This is a genomic window from Stenotrophomonas sp. STEN014 (assembly GCF_056760315.1).
In genome coordinates this window covers 229,172-242,988 of record NZ_JBRREN010000005.1, presented here as the reverse complement: position 1 = coordinate 242,988, position 13,817 = coordinate 229,172, and the positions used below count along the sequence as shown (strand labels likewise).

The 13,817-nt window shown below is 64.5% G+C and carries 13 protein-coding genes and 1 tRNA gene; all 14 read left to right on the top strand.

Annotated elements, in window-relative coordinates:
• The first annotated feature begins 40 nt into the window (after positions 1–40).
• The 14 genes from ACVOMC_RS09410 (at position 41) to ACVOMC_RS09345 (ending at position 13,801) form a co-directional block, all read left to right on the top strand.
• Positions 41–1,957 carry a potassium transporter Kup gene (locus tag ACVOMC_RS09410; protein WP_481523721.1) on the top strand — a complete coding sequence of 639 codons (1,917 nt, stop codon included), beginning with the start codon at positions 41–43 and terminating at the stop codon, positions 1,955–1,957.
• A gap of 45 nt (positions 1,958–2,002) precedes the next feature.
• Positions 2,003–3,049: a Holliday junction branch migration DNA helicase RuvB gene (ruvB, locus tag ACVOMC_RS09405; protein ID WP_054657585.1), complete on the top strand. Its 1,047-nt coding sequence runs from the start codon at positions 2,003–2,005 to the stop codon at positions 3,047–3,049.
• Positions 3,039–3,464 (top strand): tol-pal system-associated acyl-CoA thioesterase, encoded by a 426-nt coding sequence (gene ybgC, locus ACVOMC_RS09400; RefSeq protein ID WP_481523720.1) that lies wholly within the window; start codon positions 3,039–3,041, stop codon positions 3,462–3,464. Before ruvB ends, ybgC begins: the two co-directional genes overlap by 11 nt.
• A gap of 20 nt (positions 3,465–3,484) precedes the next feature.
• On the top strand, positions 3,485–4,264 hold the full coding sequence (gene tolQ, locus ACVOMC_RS09395; RefSeq protein WP_054657590.1) for a protein TolQ: 780 nt from the start codon (positions 3,485–3,487) through the stop codon (positions 4,262–4,264).
• Positions 4,265–4,303: 39 nt separating this feature from the next.
• Positions 4,304–4,732 (top strand): protein TolR, encoded by a 429-nt coding sequence (gene tolR / locus ACVOMC_RS09390; protein WP_054657591.1) that lies wholly within the window; start codon positions 4,304–4,306, stop codon positions 4,730–4,732.
• On the top strand, positions 4,722–5,798 hold the full coding sequence (tolA, locus tag ACVOMC_RS09385) for a cell envelope integrity protein TolA (RefSeq protein ID WP_481523719.1): 1,077 nt from the start codon (positions 4,722–4,724) through the stop codon (positions 5,796–5,798). Before tolR ends, tolA begins: the two co-directional genes overlap by 11 nt.
• A 171-nt stretch (positions 5,799–5,969) precedes the next feature.
• The gene (tolB, locus tag ACVOMC_RS09380) at positions 5,970–7,286 is read left to right on the top strand and encodes a Tol-Pal system beta propeller repeat protein TolB (RefSeq protein WP_054657594.1); all 1,317 of its coding nucleotides are present in this window, start codon (positions 5,970–5,972) and stop codon (positions 7,284–7,286) included.
• A gap of 64 nt (positions 7,287–7,350) precedes the next feature.
• Positions 7,351–7,866: a peptidoglycan-associated lipoprotein Pal gene (pal, locus tag ACVOMC_RS09375; RefSeq protein ID WP_054657596.1), complete on the top strand. Its 516-nt coding sequence runs from the start codon at positions 7,351–7,353 to the stop codon at positions 7,864–7,866.
• A gap of 3 nt (positions 7,867–7,869) precedes the next feature.
• A complete protein-coding gene (gene ybgF / locus ACVOMC_RS09370; protein WP_481523718.1) occupies positions 7,870–8,679 on the top strand; it encodes a tol-pal system protein YbgF in 810 nt (269 codons plus the stop codon).
• A 36-nt stretch (positions 8,680–8,715) separates the two neighbouring features.
• Positions 8,716–9,405 carry a 7-carboxy-7-deazaguanine synthase QueE gene (queE, locus tag ACVOMC_RS09365; RefSeq protein WP_481523717.1) on the top strand — a complete coding sequence of 230 codons (690 nt, stop codon included), beginning with the start codon at positions 8,716–8,718 and terminating at the stop codon, positions 9,403–9,405.
• A gap of 117 nt (positions 9,406–9,522) precedes the next feature.
• Positions 9,523–10,188: a 7-cyano-7-deazaguanine synthase QueC gene (gene queC / locus ACVOMC_RS09360; RefSeq protein WP_481523716.1), complete on the top strand. Its 666-nt coding sequence runs from the start codon at positions 9,523–9,525 to the stop codon at positions 10,186–10,188.
• A gap of 64 nt (positions 10,189–10,252) precedes the next feature.
• Positions 10,253–10,328: transfer RNA gene (locus ACVOMC_RS09355), tRNA-Lys, on the top strand.
• A 136-nt stretch (positions 10,329–10,464) separates the two neighbouring features.
• Positions 10,465–11,016, top strand: a complete 552-nt coding sequence (locus ACVOMC_RS09350) for an ECF-type sigma factor (RefSeq protein WP_054657602.1) — start codon at positions 10,465–10,467, stop codon at positions 11,014–11,016.
• 25 nt (positions 11,017–11,041) lie between these two features.
• A complete protein-coding gene (locus ACVOMC_RS09345; RefSeq protein WP_481523715.1) occupies positions 11,042–13,801 on the top strand; it encodes a protein kinase domain-containing protein in 2,760 nt (919 codons plus the stop codon).
• Positions 13,802–13,817: the final 16 nt, after the last annotated feature.

Genomic DNA, 13,817 nt, shown 5'->3' with positions numbered 1-13,817 from the left:
GCGGTGCCCATCCGGCTGTATGACGTCAATCGAGACTTCCATGTCCCACGTTTCCCCGCAGTCTGACTCTTCCGCGCCACATTCCGGCCACGGCACCGCTGGTGGTCTGGCGCTGGTCATCGGCGCCATCGGCGTGGTGTTCGGCGACATCGGCACCAGTCCGCTGTACACCCTGAAGGAGGCGTTCTCGCCGCACTACGGGCTGACCAGCGACCACGACACCGTGCTGGGCGTGCTGTCACTGGCGTTCTGGGCGCTGAACATGGTGGTCACGCTCAAGTACGTGACCATCATCATGCGCGCCGACAACGATGGCGAGGGCGGCATCATGGCGTTGATGGCGCTTGCCCAGCGCACGCTGCGCAACGGCTCGCGCTCGGCCTATGTGGTGGGCATTCTCGGTATTTTCGGCGCCTCGCTGTTCTTCGGTGATGGGGTGATCACCCCGGCCATCTCGGTGCTGGGCGCAGTGGAGGGCTTGGAGGTCGCAGCGCCCGGACTGGGACATTTCGTTGTGCCGATCACCCTGGTGGTGCTGGCCGCGGTGTTCGCCGCGCAGCGTTTCGGTACCGAGAAGGTTGGCAAGGTGTTCGGACCGGTGATGACGATCTGGTTCCTGTCGCTGGCGGCGATCGGCATCTGGAACGTGGTCAGTGCCCCGGAAGTGCTCAAGGCCTTCAATCCCCTGTGGGGCGCGCGCTTCTTCCTGGAGCATGGCTGGCACGGCATCTTCATCCTCGGTGCGGTGGTGCTGGCGGTGACCGGTGGCGAGGCGCTGTATGCGGACATGGGCCACTTCGGCGCGCCGCCGATCCGCCATGCCTGGTACTTCTTCGTACTGCCGTGTCTGGTGCTGAACTATCTGGGCCAGGGCGCGCTGGTGCTGCAGCGGCCGGATGCGGTGTCCAATCCGTTTTTCGAAGCGGTGCCGCAATGGGCGCTGTACCCGATGATCATCCTGGCGACGATGGCGGCGGTGATCGCCAGCCAGTCGGTGATCACCGGCGCATTCTCGGTGTCCCGTCAGGCCATACAGCTGGGTTACATCCCGCGCATGCGCATCCTGCATACCTCGCATGACACCATCGGCCAGATCTACATCCCGGGCATCAACTGGGGCCTGGCGGTGATGGTGTTCGGGCTGGTGCTGGCGTTCCGCAGTTCCAGCAATCTGGCCGTGGCCTACGGCATCTCGGTGTCGGCCACGATGCTGATCGACACCCTGCTGCTGGCGCTGGTGGCGCGTGCGCTGTGGCCCAGGGCGCGGCATGCCATCGTCGCGCTGTGCGTGGTTTTCTTCGTCATCGACCTGGGGTTCGTGATCGCCAACGGCGCCAAGCTGCTGCAGGGGGCGTGGTTCCCGGTTGTGCTGGGGTTGGCCCTGTTCACGATGATGCGCACCTGGCGGCGTGGTCGCGAACTGCTGCGCGATGAGATCCGCAAGGACGGTATCCGCATCGATACCTTCCTGCCCGGGCTGATGCTGGCACCGCCGGTGCGTGTACCGGGCACGGCGATATTCCTGACGGCCGATCCGGCGGTGGTGCCGCACGCGCTGATGCACAACCTCAAGCACAACAAGGTGCTGCACGAGCGCAATGTGTTCCTCCACGTGGAAACCCTGCCGGTGCCGTATGCGGCCGATGCGCAGCGGCTGAAGATCGATTCGGTGGGGGACGAGTTCTATCGCATCCAGGTGCGCTACGGTTTCATGGAAACGCCGGACGTCCCGCTGGCGCTGATGCGCTCATGCGACCACGGCGGCATCTATTTCGATCCGATGGAGACCACGTTCTTCGCCAGCCGCGAAACCATCGTCGCCAGCGCCAATCGCGGCATGCCGATCTGGCGTGACAAGCTGTTTGCGTTCATGCATCGCAACGCGGCCCCGGCCACCGGCTTCTTCCGGATTCCGGGCAACCGTCTGGTCGAGCTGGGTGCGCAGGTGGAGATCTAGCCCGTATGCCCGTAACTTGCCGCGCGCTTGGCGCATAATTGCGCGATGACTGATCATCGCATCATCGGCGCCGGCGCCACCCGCGAGGACGAGGTGGCCGATGCCAGTATCCGTCCGCGCACCCTGGCCGACTATCTCGGCCAGGCGCCCGTGCGTGAGCAGCTGGATATCTACATCCAGGCGACAAAATCGCGTGGCGAGGCGCTGGACCATGTGCTGATCTTCGGCCCGCCGGGGCTGGGCAAGACCACCCTCAGCCACGTCATCGCCAACGAACTGGGCGTGGCGCTGCGGGTCACCTCCGGCCCGGTGATCGAGAAAGCCGGCGACCTGGCCGCGCTGCTGACCAACCTGCAGCCGCACGATGTGTTGTTCATCGATGAGATCCATCGCCTCTCGCCCGTGGTCGAGGAAGTGCTGTACCCGGCGATGGAGGATTTCCAGATCGACATCATGATCGGGGAGGGCCCGGCGGCGCGTTCGATCAAGCTGGATCTGCCTCCGTTCACCCTGATCGGCGCCACCACCCGGGCCGGGTTGTTGACCGCGCCACTGCGTGACCGCTTTGGCATTGTGCAGCGGCTGGAGTTCTATTCGGCCGACGAGCTGACCCGTATCGTCCGGCGCTCGGCCGCCATCCTCGGGATCGATTGCAGCGCCGAAGGCGCCGGCGAGATCGCGCGCCGTTCGCGCGGCACCCCGCGCATCGCCAACCGCCTGCTGCGCCGCGTGCGCGACTATGCGCAGGTCAAGGCCAGTGGGCATATCGACCAGAACGTCGCGCAGGCCGCCATGCAGATGCTCAAGGTCGACCCGGAAGGCTTCGATGAGCTGGATCGGCGCCTGCTGCGCACGATGGTCGAATATTTCGATGGCGGCCCGGTCGGGATCGAGTCGCTGGCCGCCGCCCTGTCGGAAGAGCGCGGTACGCTCGAAGACGTGGTCGAGCCCTATCTGATCCAGCAGGGTTTTCTGGTGCGTACCGCGCGAGGGCGTATGGCCACGCACAAGGCCTATCGCCACATGGGGCTGAAGCCCAAGGCCGCGCCGGCACCGGTGGATCTGTTTGTGGAGCAGCGCGATGACGATTGAGGCCCGGTTCAGTTGGCCGACACGCATTTACTGGGAAGATACCGACGCAGGTGGTGTGGTCTACCACGCACGCTATGTGGCGTTCATGGAACGCGCCCGCACCGAATGGATGCGCGCGCTGGGCTATGGGCAGGAAGCCATGCGCAATGGGGGCGGACAAGTGTTTGTGGTCCGTGCCATGAAGCTGGATTTCCTGAAACCGGCCAGGCTGGACGATGCACTGACCACCACGGTGGAACTGGTGCGATGCCGGTGGGCCAGTCTGCTGATGACGCAGGCGGTGATGCGAGAGGACCAACTGCTGGTCAGTGCCGAGGTCCGGCTTGCCGCCGTCAGCGCAGCGGATTTCCGTCCGCAGCCCATTGATGAAACGCTGTACGCAACGCTCAAACCCCTTCAAACACAAACCGCTTAAGCAATACTGAGGAAGACCGGATGATCGCTTTGCTTCTGGCCCTGCAGGCCACCGTGACCGAGGCCCTGCCGGCCGATGTCAGCGCCGCAGCTGCGCAGACCGTTGCCCAGGCCAGCCATGGCGGCGGCATCAACTATCTGGATCTGATGATCAAGGCCAGTATCCCGGTCAAGCTGATCGTGCTGCTGCTGCTGGCCGGTTCGTTCATCAGCTGGGTGATCATTTTCCGCAAGGCGCGCGTGTTCAAGGCCGCCGATCGCGAGGCCAACGATTTCGAGAACCGCTTCTGGTCGGGGGCCGATCTGGGCAAGCTGTATTCGGCGGCGACTGATCGCAACCGGTCGGTGGACGGTCTGGAAGCGATCTTCGAATCCGGTTTCCGCGAATACACCCGGATGCAGAATCGTCGCGGCCTGGACGGCCGCAGCCAGCTGGAAGGCGCGCAGCGCGCCATGCGCACCGCCTATGCCCGTGAAGTGGACGGGCTGGAGCGCAACCTGGAGCTGCTGGCCAATATCGGTTCAACCGCCCCTTATGTGGGCCTGGTCGGTACCGTGTTCGGCATCATGGTGACCATGCACGACATGATCAGCAGCGGTGAGCAGGCCGGTATCGCCTCGGTCGCGCCCGGCATCTCCGAAGCGCTGTTCGCCACCGCCATCGGCCTGTTCGTGGCCATCCCGGCAGTGTGGGCCTACAACCGTTTCACAACCCGCGTGGAGCGCCTGTCGGTGCGTTATGAAACCTTCGCCGAAGAGTTCAGCTCCATCCTGCAGCGCCAGAGCGGCGCTGACGAGTAAGCGCCTCCGCGCTTTCCTCTGACCGCAGGAGCCCAGAACATGACCGCCGCCATACCCCGCCGCAAGCGCCGCAAGCTCAAGTCCGAGATCAACGTCGTGCCGTACATCGACGTGATGTTGGTGCTGCTGATCATCTTCATGGTGACCGCGCCGCTGCTGACGCTCAGTTTCGAAGTCGATCTGCCCAGTTCCACCGCCAAGGCGCTGGAAAGCCGGCAGGATCCGGTGATCGTCTCGGTGCGCGCCGATGGCCAGCTCAGCCTCAAGCTGCCCGAAGCCAAGGACCCGCAAGCCATGGAGGCTGGTGTGCTGCAGGCGCAGCTGGGCGCGTTGGCCTCGCAGGACAAGGATCTGCGCGTGATCGTCGCCGCCGACAAGACCGTGACCTATGAGAAGGTCGTCGCGGCGATGGACGTGATCAAGGCCGCGAAGATCGAGAAGGTGGGTCTGGCGACCGATGCACGCTGACGCTTTGCCGCCGCCGCGCGATTCCAACAGCGAGTGGGGCCTGCCGGTCGTACTGGCCTTGCTGGTGCATCTGCTGGTTGCGGCGATCTTTATCATCGCCTGGGTCTGGTCGCCCTCGCGCTCGACCGACGCCGCTGCCGGGAGCCCGGCGGTGGAGGCCAGCCTTGAGCTTTCTGCTGCCGAGGCGGCAGCCGCACGCCAGGCGTTGCGTGCTTCGGAAAAGCTGCCCGACCTGCCCGAGCCGGTGCAGGACGTGCAGCCCGAACCGGTGCCCGAAGACACCGTGCCGCCGCCGCAGCCGATTCCCGAGCCGCGCCCGCAGGATGCGCCGACTCCGCAGCAGCACAATGCACAAGAACGCATCGCCCAGCCCGATACGGTGGACCAGGAGCGCGTCAGTGCACTGGCGATCTCGCAGGAGAAGGCCCGGCAGGAGCAGGAGGCCAAGCGCCGCCAGGAGCAGATCGATCTGACCGAGCGCAAGCGCGTGGAGGAGGCCGAGCAGAAGCTGAGGCTGGCCAAGCAGCAGGAAGAAGCCGACCGCCAGAAGAAGCTGGCCGACCAGCAGCGCCAGGCCAACGAGGCCAAGGCCGAGCAGGAGCGGCAGCAGAAGATCGCCGAGATCCGCCGCAAGCGGGAGCAGGCCGAGCGCGAGGCCAAGCTCGCCGAGCAGCGTCTGCGCCAGGTGGCCGATGCGCGCGCCAAAGCCCAGGCTGCATCGTCCAGCAGTGCCGGAAGTGCCGGGCCGACATCGCCCGCACCGGGGCAGGGGGGGACCAGCACGGATCTCACCGCCAAATATGCGGCGGCGATCCAGCAGGCGGTGCTCAACCAGTGGATACGTCCGGATTCCATCCCGCGAGGCCAGCGCTGCCGCCTCACCATCCGTCAGCTGCCCGGGGGAGAGGTGATGGATGTCGAATTCGCACCGGGCTGTCCCTATGACGAGGCCGGCAGGCGTTCGGTGGAGGCCGCGGTGCGGCGCGCCCAGCCGCTGCCCTATCGCGGATTCGAATCGGTGTTCCAGCGCAACCTCAATTTCAATTTCGAGGCGCAGGATCGCTGAGCGCAGGGCAGGTCGCGGTAGCCACTTGCTCTGATTGCTCAAGTAGCCATGGTGGTGGACTCCGTTTTCCGCAGTTGGCGGAATTTCACAGGGTGTTCGTTCACAATTGCGAAACTGTTCATCCGCGTGCTGCTATCCCTCTTTGACTTGATCCGTACCGTTGAGCCTCCCATGAAGAAAATGCATCGCTGGCTGGTTGCCCTCGCTGTCCTGCTGTTGCCGCTTGCGGCGATGGCGCAGCAGAAGGGCTTGGAAATCGACATCATCGGTGGCAATGCATCGGCAATGCCGATCACTGTCGTGCCGATGCCGTATCAGGGCTCGGTCGCGCCGCAGACCGATGTCGCGGCGGTGGTGCGCGCCGATCTGGAGCGCTCCGGCCAGTTCCGCAGTCTGCCCGAGGCGCAGATTGTCGAGCGTCCGACCCGCGGCAGCGAGGTGCAGTACCCGACCTGGCGCGCGCTCAAGCAGGACTACCTGGTGGTGGGGCGTGTGCTCGATGCCGGCGCCGGTGCCTATCGGGTGGAGTACGAGCTGTTCGATGTCGCCAAGGGCGAGCGCATGCTGGGTCTGGCGATGACCGCACGCTCCAACGCGATGCGTGATGTCGCCCATCAGATGGCCGATGCGATCTACGAGAAGATCACCGGTGTCCGCGGCGCGTTCTGGACGCGTATCGCCTACATCACCGCCAGCGGCAAGGGCGCCAACATGCGCTATGCGCTGATGGTGGCCGACTCCGATGGCTTCAATCCACAGACCATCGTGCGTTCGGCCGAACCGCTGCTGTCGCCCAACTGGAGCCCGGATGGCCGCAAGCTGGCCTATGTCAGCTTCGAGCGTGGAAATTCCTCCATCTACATCCAGGACATTTCCACCGGCGCGCGCGAATTGCTGACCAGCTTCCGTGGCATCAACAGTGCCCCGTCGTTTTCCCCGGACGGCCGACGGCTGGCGCTGTCCCTGTCGCGCAGCGGCAATCCGGAAATCTATGTGATGGATCTGGGCAGCAAGCAGCTGACCCAGCTGACGAACCACTTCGGTATCGACACCGAGCCGACCTGGGCGGCGGATGGCGGCTCGATCTATTTCACCTCCGACCGGGGCGGTCGTCCGCAGATCTACCAGGTCCCGGCCAGTGGCGGCAGCGCCAGCCGTGTGACGTTCCAGGGCAACTACAACGCCACCCCCAGTGTTTCATTTGACGGCAAGAAGATCGTCATGGCGCAAGGCAGCGGCAATACGTATAAGATCGCGATGATGGACAGCAGCCTGGGGTCTCCCCGCTGGAGCACGCTGTCGCCGGGATCGCTGGATGAGTCTCCCAGTTTCGCCCCGAATGCAAGCATGGTGCTGTACGCCGCCCGCGAAGGTGGCCGTGGTGTGCTGTATGCCGTGTCGGCGGATGCGCGGGTGCGCCAGCGACTGGTTTTGGCGGATGGTGATGTCAGGGAACCTTCGTGGGGCCCCTACCGTGCCGCGCGTTGATAAAATGTTAATATCGCAGTTGCATTAAACCCCAACACCGGCTTAGGAGCCTTGAGTTATCGCCATGAATAAGTCCACTCGCGTTTTGCTCGTTTCGCTGTTGTCCGTGGCCGCGCTGGCCGGTTGCTCCAAAAAGGTCAAGGAACAGCCTGCTGCTCCGGTCGATACCACCCCGACCGCTCCGGCACCGGCTCCGTCCACCTCGGGTCTGTATGGCCCGGGCGACCTGGATACCGACGCCTGCTTGCGCCAGCGCGTGGTCTACTTCGACCTGGATCAGGATTCGGTCAAGCCGGAATTCCAGGCCATCATGGCCTGCCACGCCAAGTATCTGCGTGACCGTCCGTCCTCGCGCATCACCCTGCAGGGCCACACCGACGAGCGTGGTTCGCGCGCGTACAACCAGGCTCTGGGCGAGCGTCGTGGCAACGGCGTGAACTCCGCGCTGCAGGCCAACGGTGGCTCGGCTTCGCAGCTGACCGTCGTGTCCTACGGTGAAGAGCGTCCGGTGTGCACCGAGTCGAACGAGTCCTGCTGGTCGCAGAACCGTCGCGTCGAAATCGTCTACACCGCGCAGTAATCGATGCGTATCGGCATCACACTGATGCTCGCGGTCGCGGCAGCCGTTTCGGGTGCCGCACCCGCGTATGCACAGCGGCAGAGTCTGGCCGATCGCGTTGGCGTGCTCGAGCAGCAGGTCAACAACAGCCAGGCCAATACCGACATGCTCAACCAGCTGCAGCAGTTGCGTACTGAGCTGCAGTCGCTGCAAGGCACGATCGAACAGCTCCAGCATGAAAATGAACAGCTGAAGCAGCGCAATCGCGATCAGTATCTGGACCTGGATGGTCGTCTCAACCGTCTTGAGGGCGGTGTTGGCGCTCCAGCAGCTCCAGCCACTGGCGCAGTGACGCCCGCCGCTGCGGCCGCAAAGCCGACAGCGGCTGCTGCGGAACGTCCGCCCACGGTGCGTGGTGACGCCGGTGCGCTGGCGTCGGCCGGTGACGAGCGCGCCGCCTACAACGTCGCGTTCGATGCGTTGAAAGCAGGCAACTATGCCGATTCGGCGCAGCTGTTCCAGAGCTTCCTCGAGCTGTATCCCAATGCCGCCTACACGCCCAATGCGTTGTACTGGCTCGGCGAAAGTTATTACGCCACCCGCAATTTCAAGATGGCCGAGACGCAGTTCAGTGATCTCGTCGCGCGCTATCCCACCCATGACAAGGCCGCCGGCGGTTTGCTGAAGCTTGGCCTGTCGCAGCTGGGTGATGGCGATGCAGCGTTGGCGCAGCAGACCCTGGAGCAGGTGGTATCCCGTTTTCCCGGCAGTGATGCGGCCCGTACCGCCCAGGATCGACTGCAGTCGATCCGGCTTGGCCGGCAGCTGCGTTGAGGTGATGCCGCACCCGTCGGTGCGGCTGATGTGACTATGAATTCTCCCAGTGCCGCTGTCCCCAGCGAGATCGTGCAGTCGCCATTGCCGCGACTGAAGATCACCGAAATTTTCCTGTCCCTGCAGGGCGAGGCCGATAGCGTCGGCTGGCCGACGGTCTTCGTGCGCCTGACCGGCTGCCCACTGCGTTGCCAGTACTGCGATACCGAGTATGCGTTCCATGGCGGCACTTGGTGGGACATCGACGCGATTGTCGACGAGGTGCTCCGGCAGGGCGTGCGGCATGTCTGCGTGACCGGGGGAGAGCCGTTGGCGCAGAAGCGCTGCCTGATCCTGCTGCAGAAGTTGTGCGATGCAGGTCTGGAGGTCTCGCTGGAGACTTCCGGCGCCTTGGACATTGCCGAGGTGGATCCGCGCGTGTCGCGCGTGGTCGACCTGAAAACCCCGGATTCGGCGGAAATGGCGCGCAACCGGCTTGAGAACATTGCGTTGTTGACGGCGCGCGATCAGCTCAAGTTCGTGATCTGCAGTCGCGCCGACTACGACTGGGCCAAGTCGATGCTGGTCGAGCATGACCTCCCCGGGCGTTGCATGGTCCTGTTTTCGCCCAGCAAGTCGCAGGTCAGCGCACGTGAGCTGGCCGACTGGATCGTAGCTGACCGCTTGCCGGTGCGGTTCCAGATGCAGCTGCACAAACTGCTGTGGAATGACGCCCCCGGCCGCTGAGCCGCGTATGCGCAAGCGGATGCGGGATTTCATCGGCGCTTTGATTGTTGATCCGATATTTCAAAAATCCGGCGCGGGACAGCGTGCTGGCATTCCCTCCCCAACCGGACGATTCCCATGAAGAAGGCTGTTGTGCTTCTCTCCGGCGGCATGGATTCTGCCGCCGTCATCGCCATTGCCCAGGAGCAGGGCTATCAGGTCTACGCGCTGAGCGTGCGTTATGGCCAGCGCCACACCTCCGAGCTGGATGCCGCGGCACGTGTCGCGGCGGCACTGGGCGTGGCTGGGCACAAGGTGGTCGACGTGGATCTGCGCAGCATCGGCGGCTCGGCGTTGACCGATGATATCGCTGTGCCCGAAGCCGGCGGCGCCGGTATCCCGGTCACCTACGTGCCGGCCCGCAACACCATCATGCTGTCGCTGGCGCTCGGCTGGGCCGAGGTGCTGGGCGCCAATGATATTTTCTGCGGCGTGAATGCGGTGGACTACTCCGGTTATCCGGATTGCCGACCCGAATTCATTGCCGCCTTCCAGACGCTTGCCAATCTGGCGACCAAGGCGGGTGTGGAGGGCGCGGGCATCCGCGTCCATGCACCGTTGCAGCACCTGAGCAAGGCGCAGATCGCCAGCGAAGGGCAGCGCCTTGGCGTCGACTTCGGCCTCACCGTGTCGTGCTACCAGGCCGATACGGAGGGCAGAGCGTGTGGTCATTGCGATGCCTGCCGGCTTCGCGCCGACGGCTTCGCTGTAGCGGGCCTGACGGACCCGACGCATTACGTCTGACTTCCTGTTTTCGGTATTTCTGCGGTAGAATGCGCACCCGGCAAACGGCGCAGGCTGTTTGTTTGGGCCGTTAGCTCAGTTGGTAGAGCAGAAGACTTTTAATCTTTTGGTCGATGGTTCGAATCCATCACGGCCCACCAGTTTTCAAGAGGGCCCCGGAGCGATCCGGGGCCTTTTTTGTGGTCCCTGCGAGCCGGCCGGCCAGGCACAGGCGGTTGGCAGTATCAGGTGTGCGCTCTACCATCAGGGCATCACATCTGTGTACCGGGACGGTCGTTGAGCAACCAGATCACGCAATTGCTGCACCGCTGGCAGCAGGGAGACCTGCAGGCGCGTGAGCACCTGTTCGATGCGCTGTATGCCGATTTGATGCTTGTCGCCCGCAATCGGCTGGCCAACCATACTGCAGGAACGTTGCAGCCGGCGGCGCTGGTCAACGAGTCCCTGCTGCGCTTGCTGGGGACGCAGGCCGACTACCATGATCGTACCCATTTCATCGCGGTGGCGGCGCTGAAAATGCGCTCGGTACTGGTGGATCACCTGCGCGCGCGGTCGGCGGAAAAGCGTGGCGGCAATGCCGAGCAACTCACTCTTTCCCATGCCGAAGGAGCCGCGGATGACAATGGCATCGGCTACGAGGTGCTGGCGCTGCATCAGGCGTTGAACCAGCTTTCCGAGCTGGAGCCGCGTGCGGCGAGCACCATCGAGCTGACCTATTTCGGTGGCATGAGCCGGGATGAGATCGCCATGGTGTTGGGCATTTCCGCACCGACGGTGGATCGTGATCTGCGGTTTGCCCGGGCATGGTTGAATCGCCAGTTGCTGTGAGGCATCTGGCAAAGGGGGGCTGCCGATGAATGCTCAGCGTTGGCGGGAGGTGCGCGACCTTTTCGAGGCGGTCTGCGATCTTCCGCGGGACCAGTGGCGGGCGACGCTGATGCAACGCTGTGGCGATGCCGGCATTGTCGAAGAGGTGTTCCAGTTGCTGCGGGCGCAGACCGTTGGTTTGAGCCGGGTTGCCAGCAGGCTGGATACGGCACTTGCACAAGCCCTCGCGCCGGAGTTCGGTGTGGGCGAGCGTCTGGGGCCGTGGCGGCTGACCGAGCGGATTGCCAAAGGTGGCATGGGCACCGTGTTCAAGGCAGAGCGGGCGGACGGGGTCTACCAGCGCACCGTTGCGATCAAGCTGCTTCATGGCTTGCCGGGGACCATAGAGGTGGAACGGCTGGCGGCAGAGCGGCAGGTGCTTGCCGATCTGCAGTTGCCCCATGTGGCGCGTCTTTACGACGGTGGTACGACGCCCGATGGCCATCCCTATCTGGTCATGGAGTACATCGACGGTCTGCCGCTGGATCGCTACTGCGAGATGCACAAGCTGGATCTTCCCCAGCGCTTGCGGCTGTTCCTGGATATCTGTTCCGTGGTGCAGTCGGCGCATGAACGGTTGGTTCTGCACTGTGATCTCAAGCCCAGCAATGTCCTTGTAGCACCCGGAGGACAGCCGGTTCTGCTGGATTTCGGTCTGGCCCGGGTACTCAATGATGCACGCGCGAAAGAGGACTCCGGCTACTGCACGCCGAGCTATGCCAGCCCCGAGTTGATGCGTGGCGCGCATGTGGGAGCGGCCAGCGATGTCTACAGTCTCGGGGTGATGCTGCTGGAGCTGGTCGCGGCACGTACGTGCGTGCGTGAGCCGCAGGACATCGATGTGCCAATGATTCCGCCCAGCGAGCATGCGTCCGAAACACTGCGCTGGAGGCGGCAGCTGAGGGGGGACCTGGACGCGATCGTCAGGTGTGCCTGTGCAGGCATGGTCGCGCAACGTTACCGTTCGGTGGAGGCGCTTAGCGCCGATATCCGCCGCTATCTGGAGTGGCGTCCGGTCGCGGCGCGACAAGGCGGCCGCCTGTACGAGCTGAAGCGCGGAGCGCGGCGCAACTGGCGGGCAATCGTCCTGGGCTCGGCGGCGCTGGTGGTGATGGGGGCGTTCGTCGCCGGCCTGGTCCGCACCCGCCAGCAGGCGCAAGAGGATGCGGCCATTGCAAAGCAGTTGACGGATTTCATGGTCGGCGTGTTCGAAACCGCGGATCCATTCCTGCGCACCGAGCGCGGCGAGGAGGAGCTTACCTCCAGGCAGCTGCTTGATCGCGCGGCTTTGCAGGTGTCACGCGATCTGGACGGCGTGCCCGCCCAGCAGGCGCGGATGCGCGCCGTGCTCGGTATTGCCTATCAGAACTCCGGCGTCTCCTCCCAGGCCGAGCGCCTGTTGCGGCAGGCGTATGAGGGCTTTTTGCGCGAGGATGTGGATCGTCCGGTGGATGCGGCATCAGCGCTGGCGAGTCTTTCCATCCACAAGACACGCCAGGGCAACGGGATCGAAGGGCTGGCGCTGGCCGATCGTGGCCTGGCGTTGCTTGCCCGACACAATGCGCCTGAAGTCGTGGCACAGCTGTACGCCGCCAAGGCCTTGGCGCATACCAATCAGCAACAGTTCGACAAGGCCGAGGCACTGTTCGACCAGGCCCGGCAGCTGTATGAAACGCTTCCGAACGCGCATGCCGAGGTGCTGCTGCCTGAATTGACCTACAACAAGGGCATCATGTACCTGCGTCATGGCCGCCAGGCGGCGGCTGAAGCGGCGTTCCGCCAGGTCCTGGCCGGGCGGCATGGCCGCCGTACCAGTCTGACATTGGCCACGGAAATGCGACTGGCGCAGATCCTCCGGGAGCAGGGCAGATTCGATCAGGCGCTTCCATTGCTGCAATCGGGAATGCATCGCGCCACAGAGCTGTATGGAGACCAAAGCAGCTTCGTACTGATGCAGCATGACGCGCTGGCCGATCTGTACCGCGACGCGGGCAACTACGCCGCCGCCGAGGTGCAGTACAAGCTGCGGCAGCGCCTGAGTGCGGTGCTGGATGGCGCCGATTCGGTCGAGTATTCGATGGGCCTGTTCAACTACGCCCTCCTGCACGATCTGCGTGGCGATGTGGTGCAGGCCGAGCGGCTCTACCGGCAGGCATGGACACTGCGCAGCCAGAAGCTGGGGAGCCAGTCGCCCACCACCCTGCGTGCGCAGAGTGGCCTGGGGCAGTTTCTGATGCGCAGCGGGCGTAGCGAAGAGGCGGGCAAGCTGCTGCTGCATGCCGATGCCGGTCTGGCGGCGACGCTGCCGGTGGACGCGCCCGGGCGGGTGCAGGCCCGGTTGGATCTGATCCGCTGGCACATTCTCCAGAACGAGCTTGCGACCGCGCAGGCCTTGCTGGACGAGTTGCCGGCACGGATGCCTTCCGGCTTCGAGCTGCCGCTGTTGAAGGTACGGGCCGATCTGGCCGAGCATCGTGGCGAAGGTGCGGCGGCGCTGGCATTGCGGCGTACCGCGCTGGAGTACGCCCGGTCGCTGTATGGCGATGACAAACCGGAGACCGCGCAGTGCCGGATGGCATTGGCGGAGGTCCTGCTGCGGTTGGGGCATCGGCGTCTGGCGCTGCAGGAGTTGCAGCAGGCGCTGCCGGTGTTCAGGCGGCTGTTGCTGGATACGGCACCGGACCGGCGCAAGGGGGAAGGGCTGATGCTGCTTGCACAGCGCGGCCAGGCGCCACGCGAGGAGTGAGCTGCGGCGTGGGAAA

Bases quoted from the DNA above. Each gene is read 5' to 3' on its own strand.
- queE (WP_481523717.1), top strand. From the start codon at position 8,716: ATGAATTCTCCCAGTGCCGCTGTCCCCAGCGAGATCGTGCAGTCGCCA.
- ACVOMC_RS09345 (WP_481523715.1), top strand. From the start codon at position 11,042: ATGAATGCTCAGCGTTGGCGGGAGGTGCGCGACCTTTTCGAGGCGGTC.
- ACVOMC_RS09410 (WP_481523721.1), top strand. From the start codon at position 41: ATGTCCCACGTTTCCCCGCAGTCTGACTCTTCCGCGCCACATTCCGGC.
- ybgC (WP_481523720.1), top strand. From the start codon at position 3,039: ATGACGATTGAGGCCCGGTTCAGTTGGCCGACACGCATTTACTGGGAA.
- tolR (WP_054657591.1), top strand. From the start codon at position 4,304: ATGACCGCCGCCATACCCCGCCGCAAGCGCCGCAAGCTCAAGTCCGAG.
- ybgF (WP_481523718.1), top strand. From the start codon at position 7,870: ATGCGTATCGGCATCACACTGATGCTCGCGGTCGCGGCAGCCGTTTCG.
- pal (WP_054657596.1), top strand. From the start codon at position 7,351: ATGAATAAGTCCACTCGCGTTTTGCTCGTTTCGCTGTTGTCCGTGGCC.
- tolQ (WP_054657590.1), top strand. From the start codon at position 3,485: ATGATCGCTTTGCTTCTGGCCCTGCAGGCCACCGTGACCGAGGCCCTG.
- queC (WP_481523716.1), top strand. From the start codon at position 9,523: ATGAAGAAGGCTGTTGTGCTTCTCTCCGGCGGCATGGATTCTGCCGCC.
- tolA (WP_481523719.1), top strand. From the start codon at position 4,722: ATGCACGCTGACGCTTTGCCGCCGCCGCGCGATTCCAACAGCGAGTGG.
- tolB (WP_054657594.1), top strand. From the start codon at position 5,970: ATGAAGAAAATGCATCGCTGGCTGGTTGCCCTCGCTGTCCTGCTGTTG.
- ruvB (WP_054657585.1), top strand. From the start codon at position 2,003: ATGACTGATCATCGCATCATCGGCGCCGGCGCCACCCGCGAGGACGAG.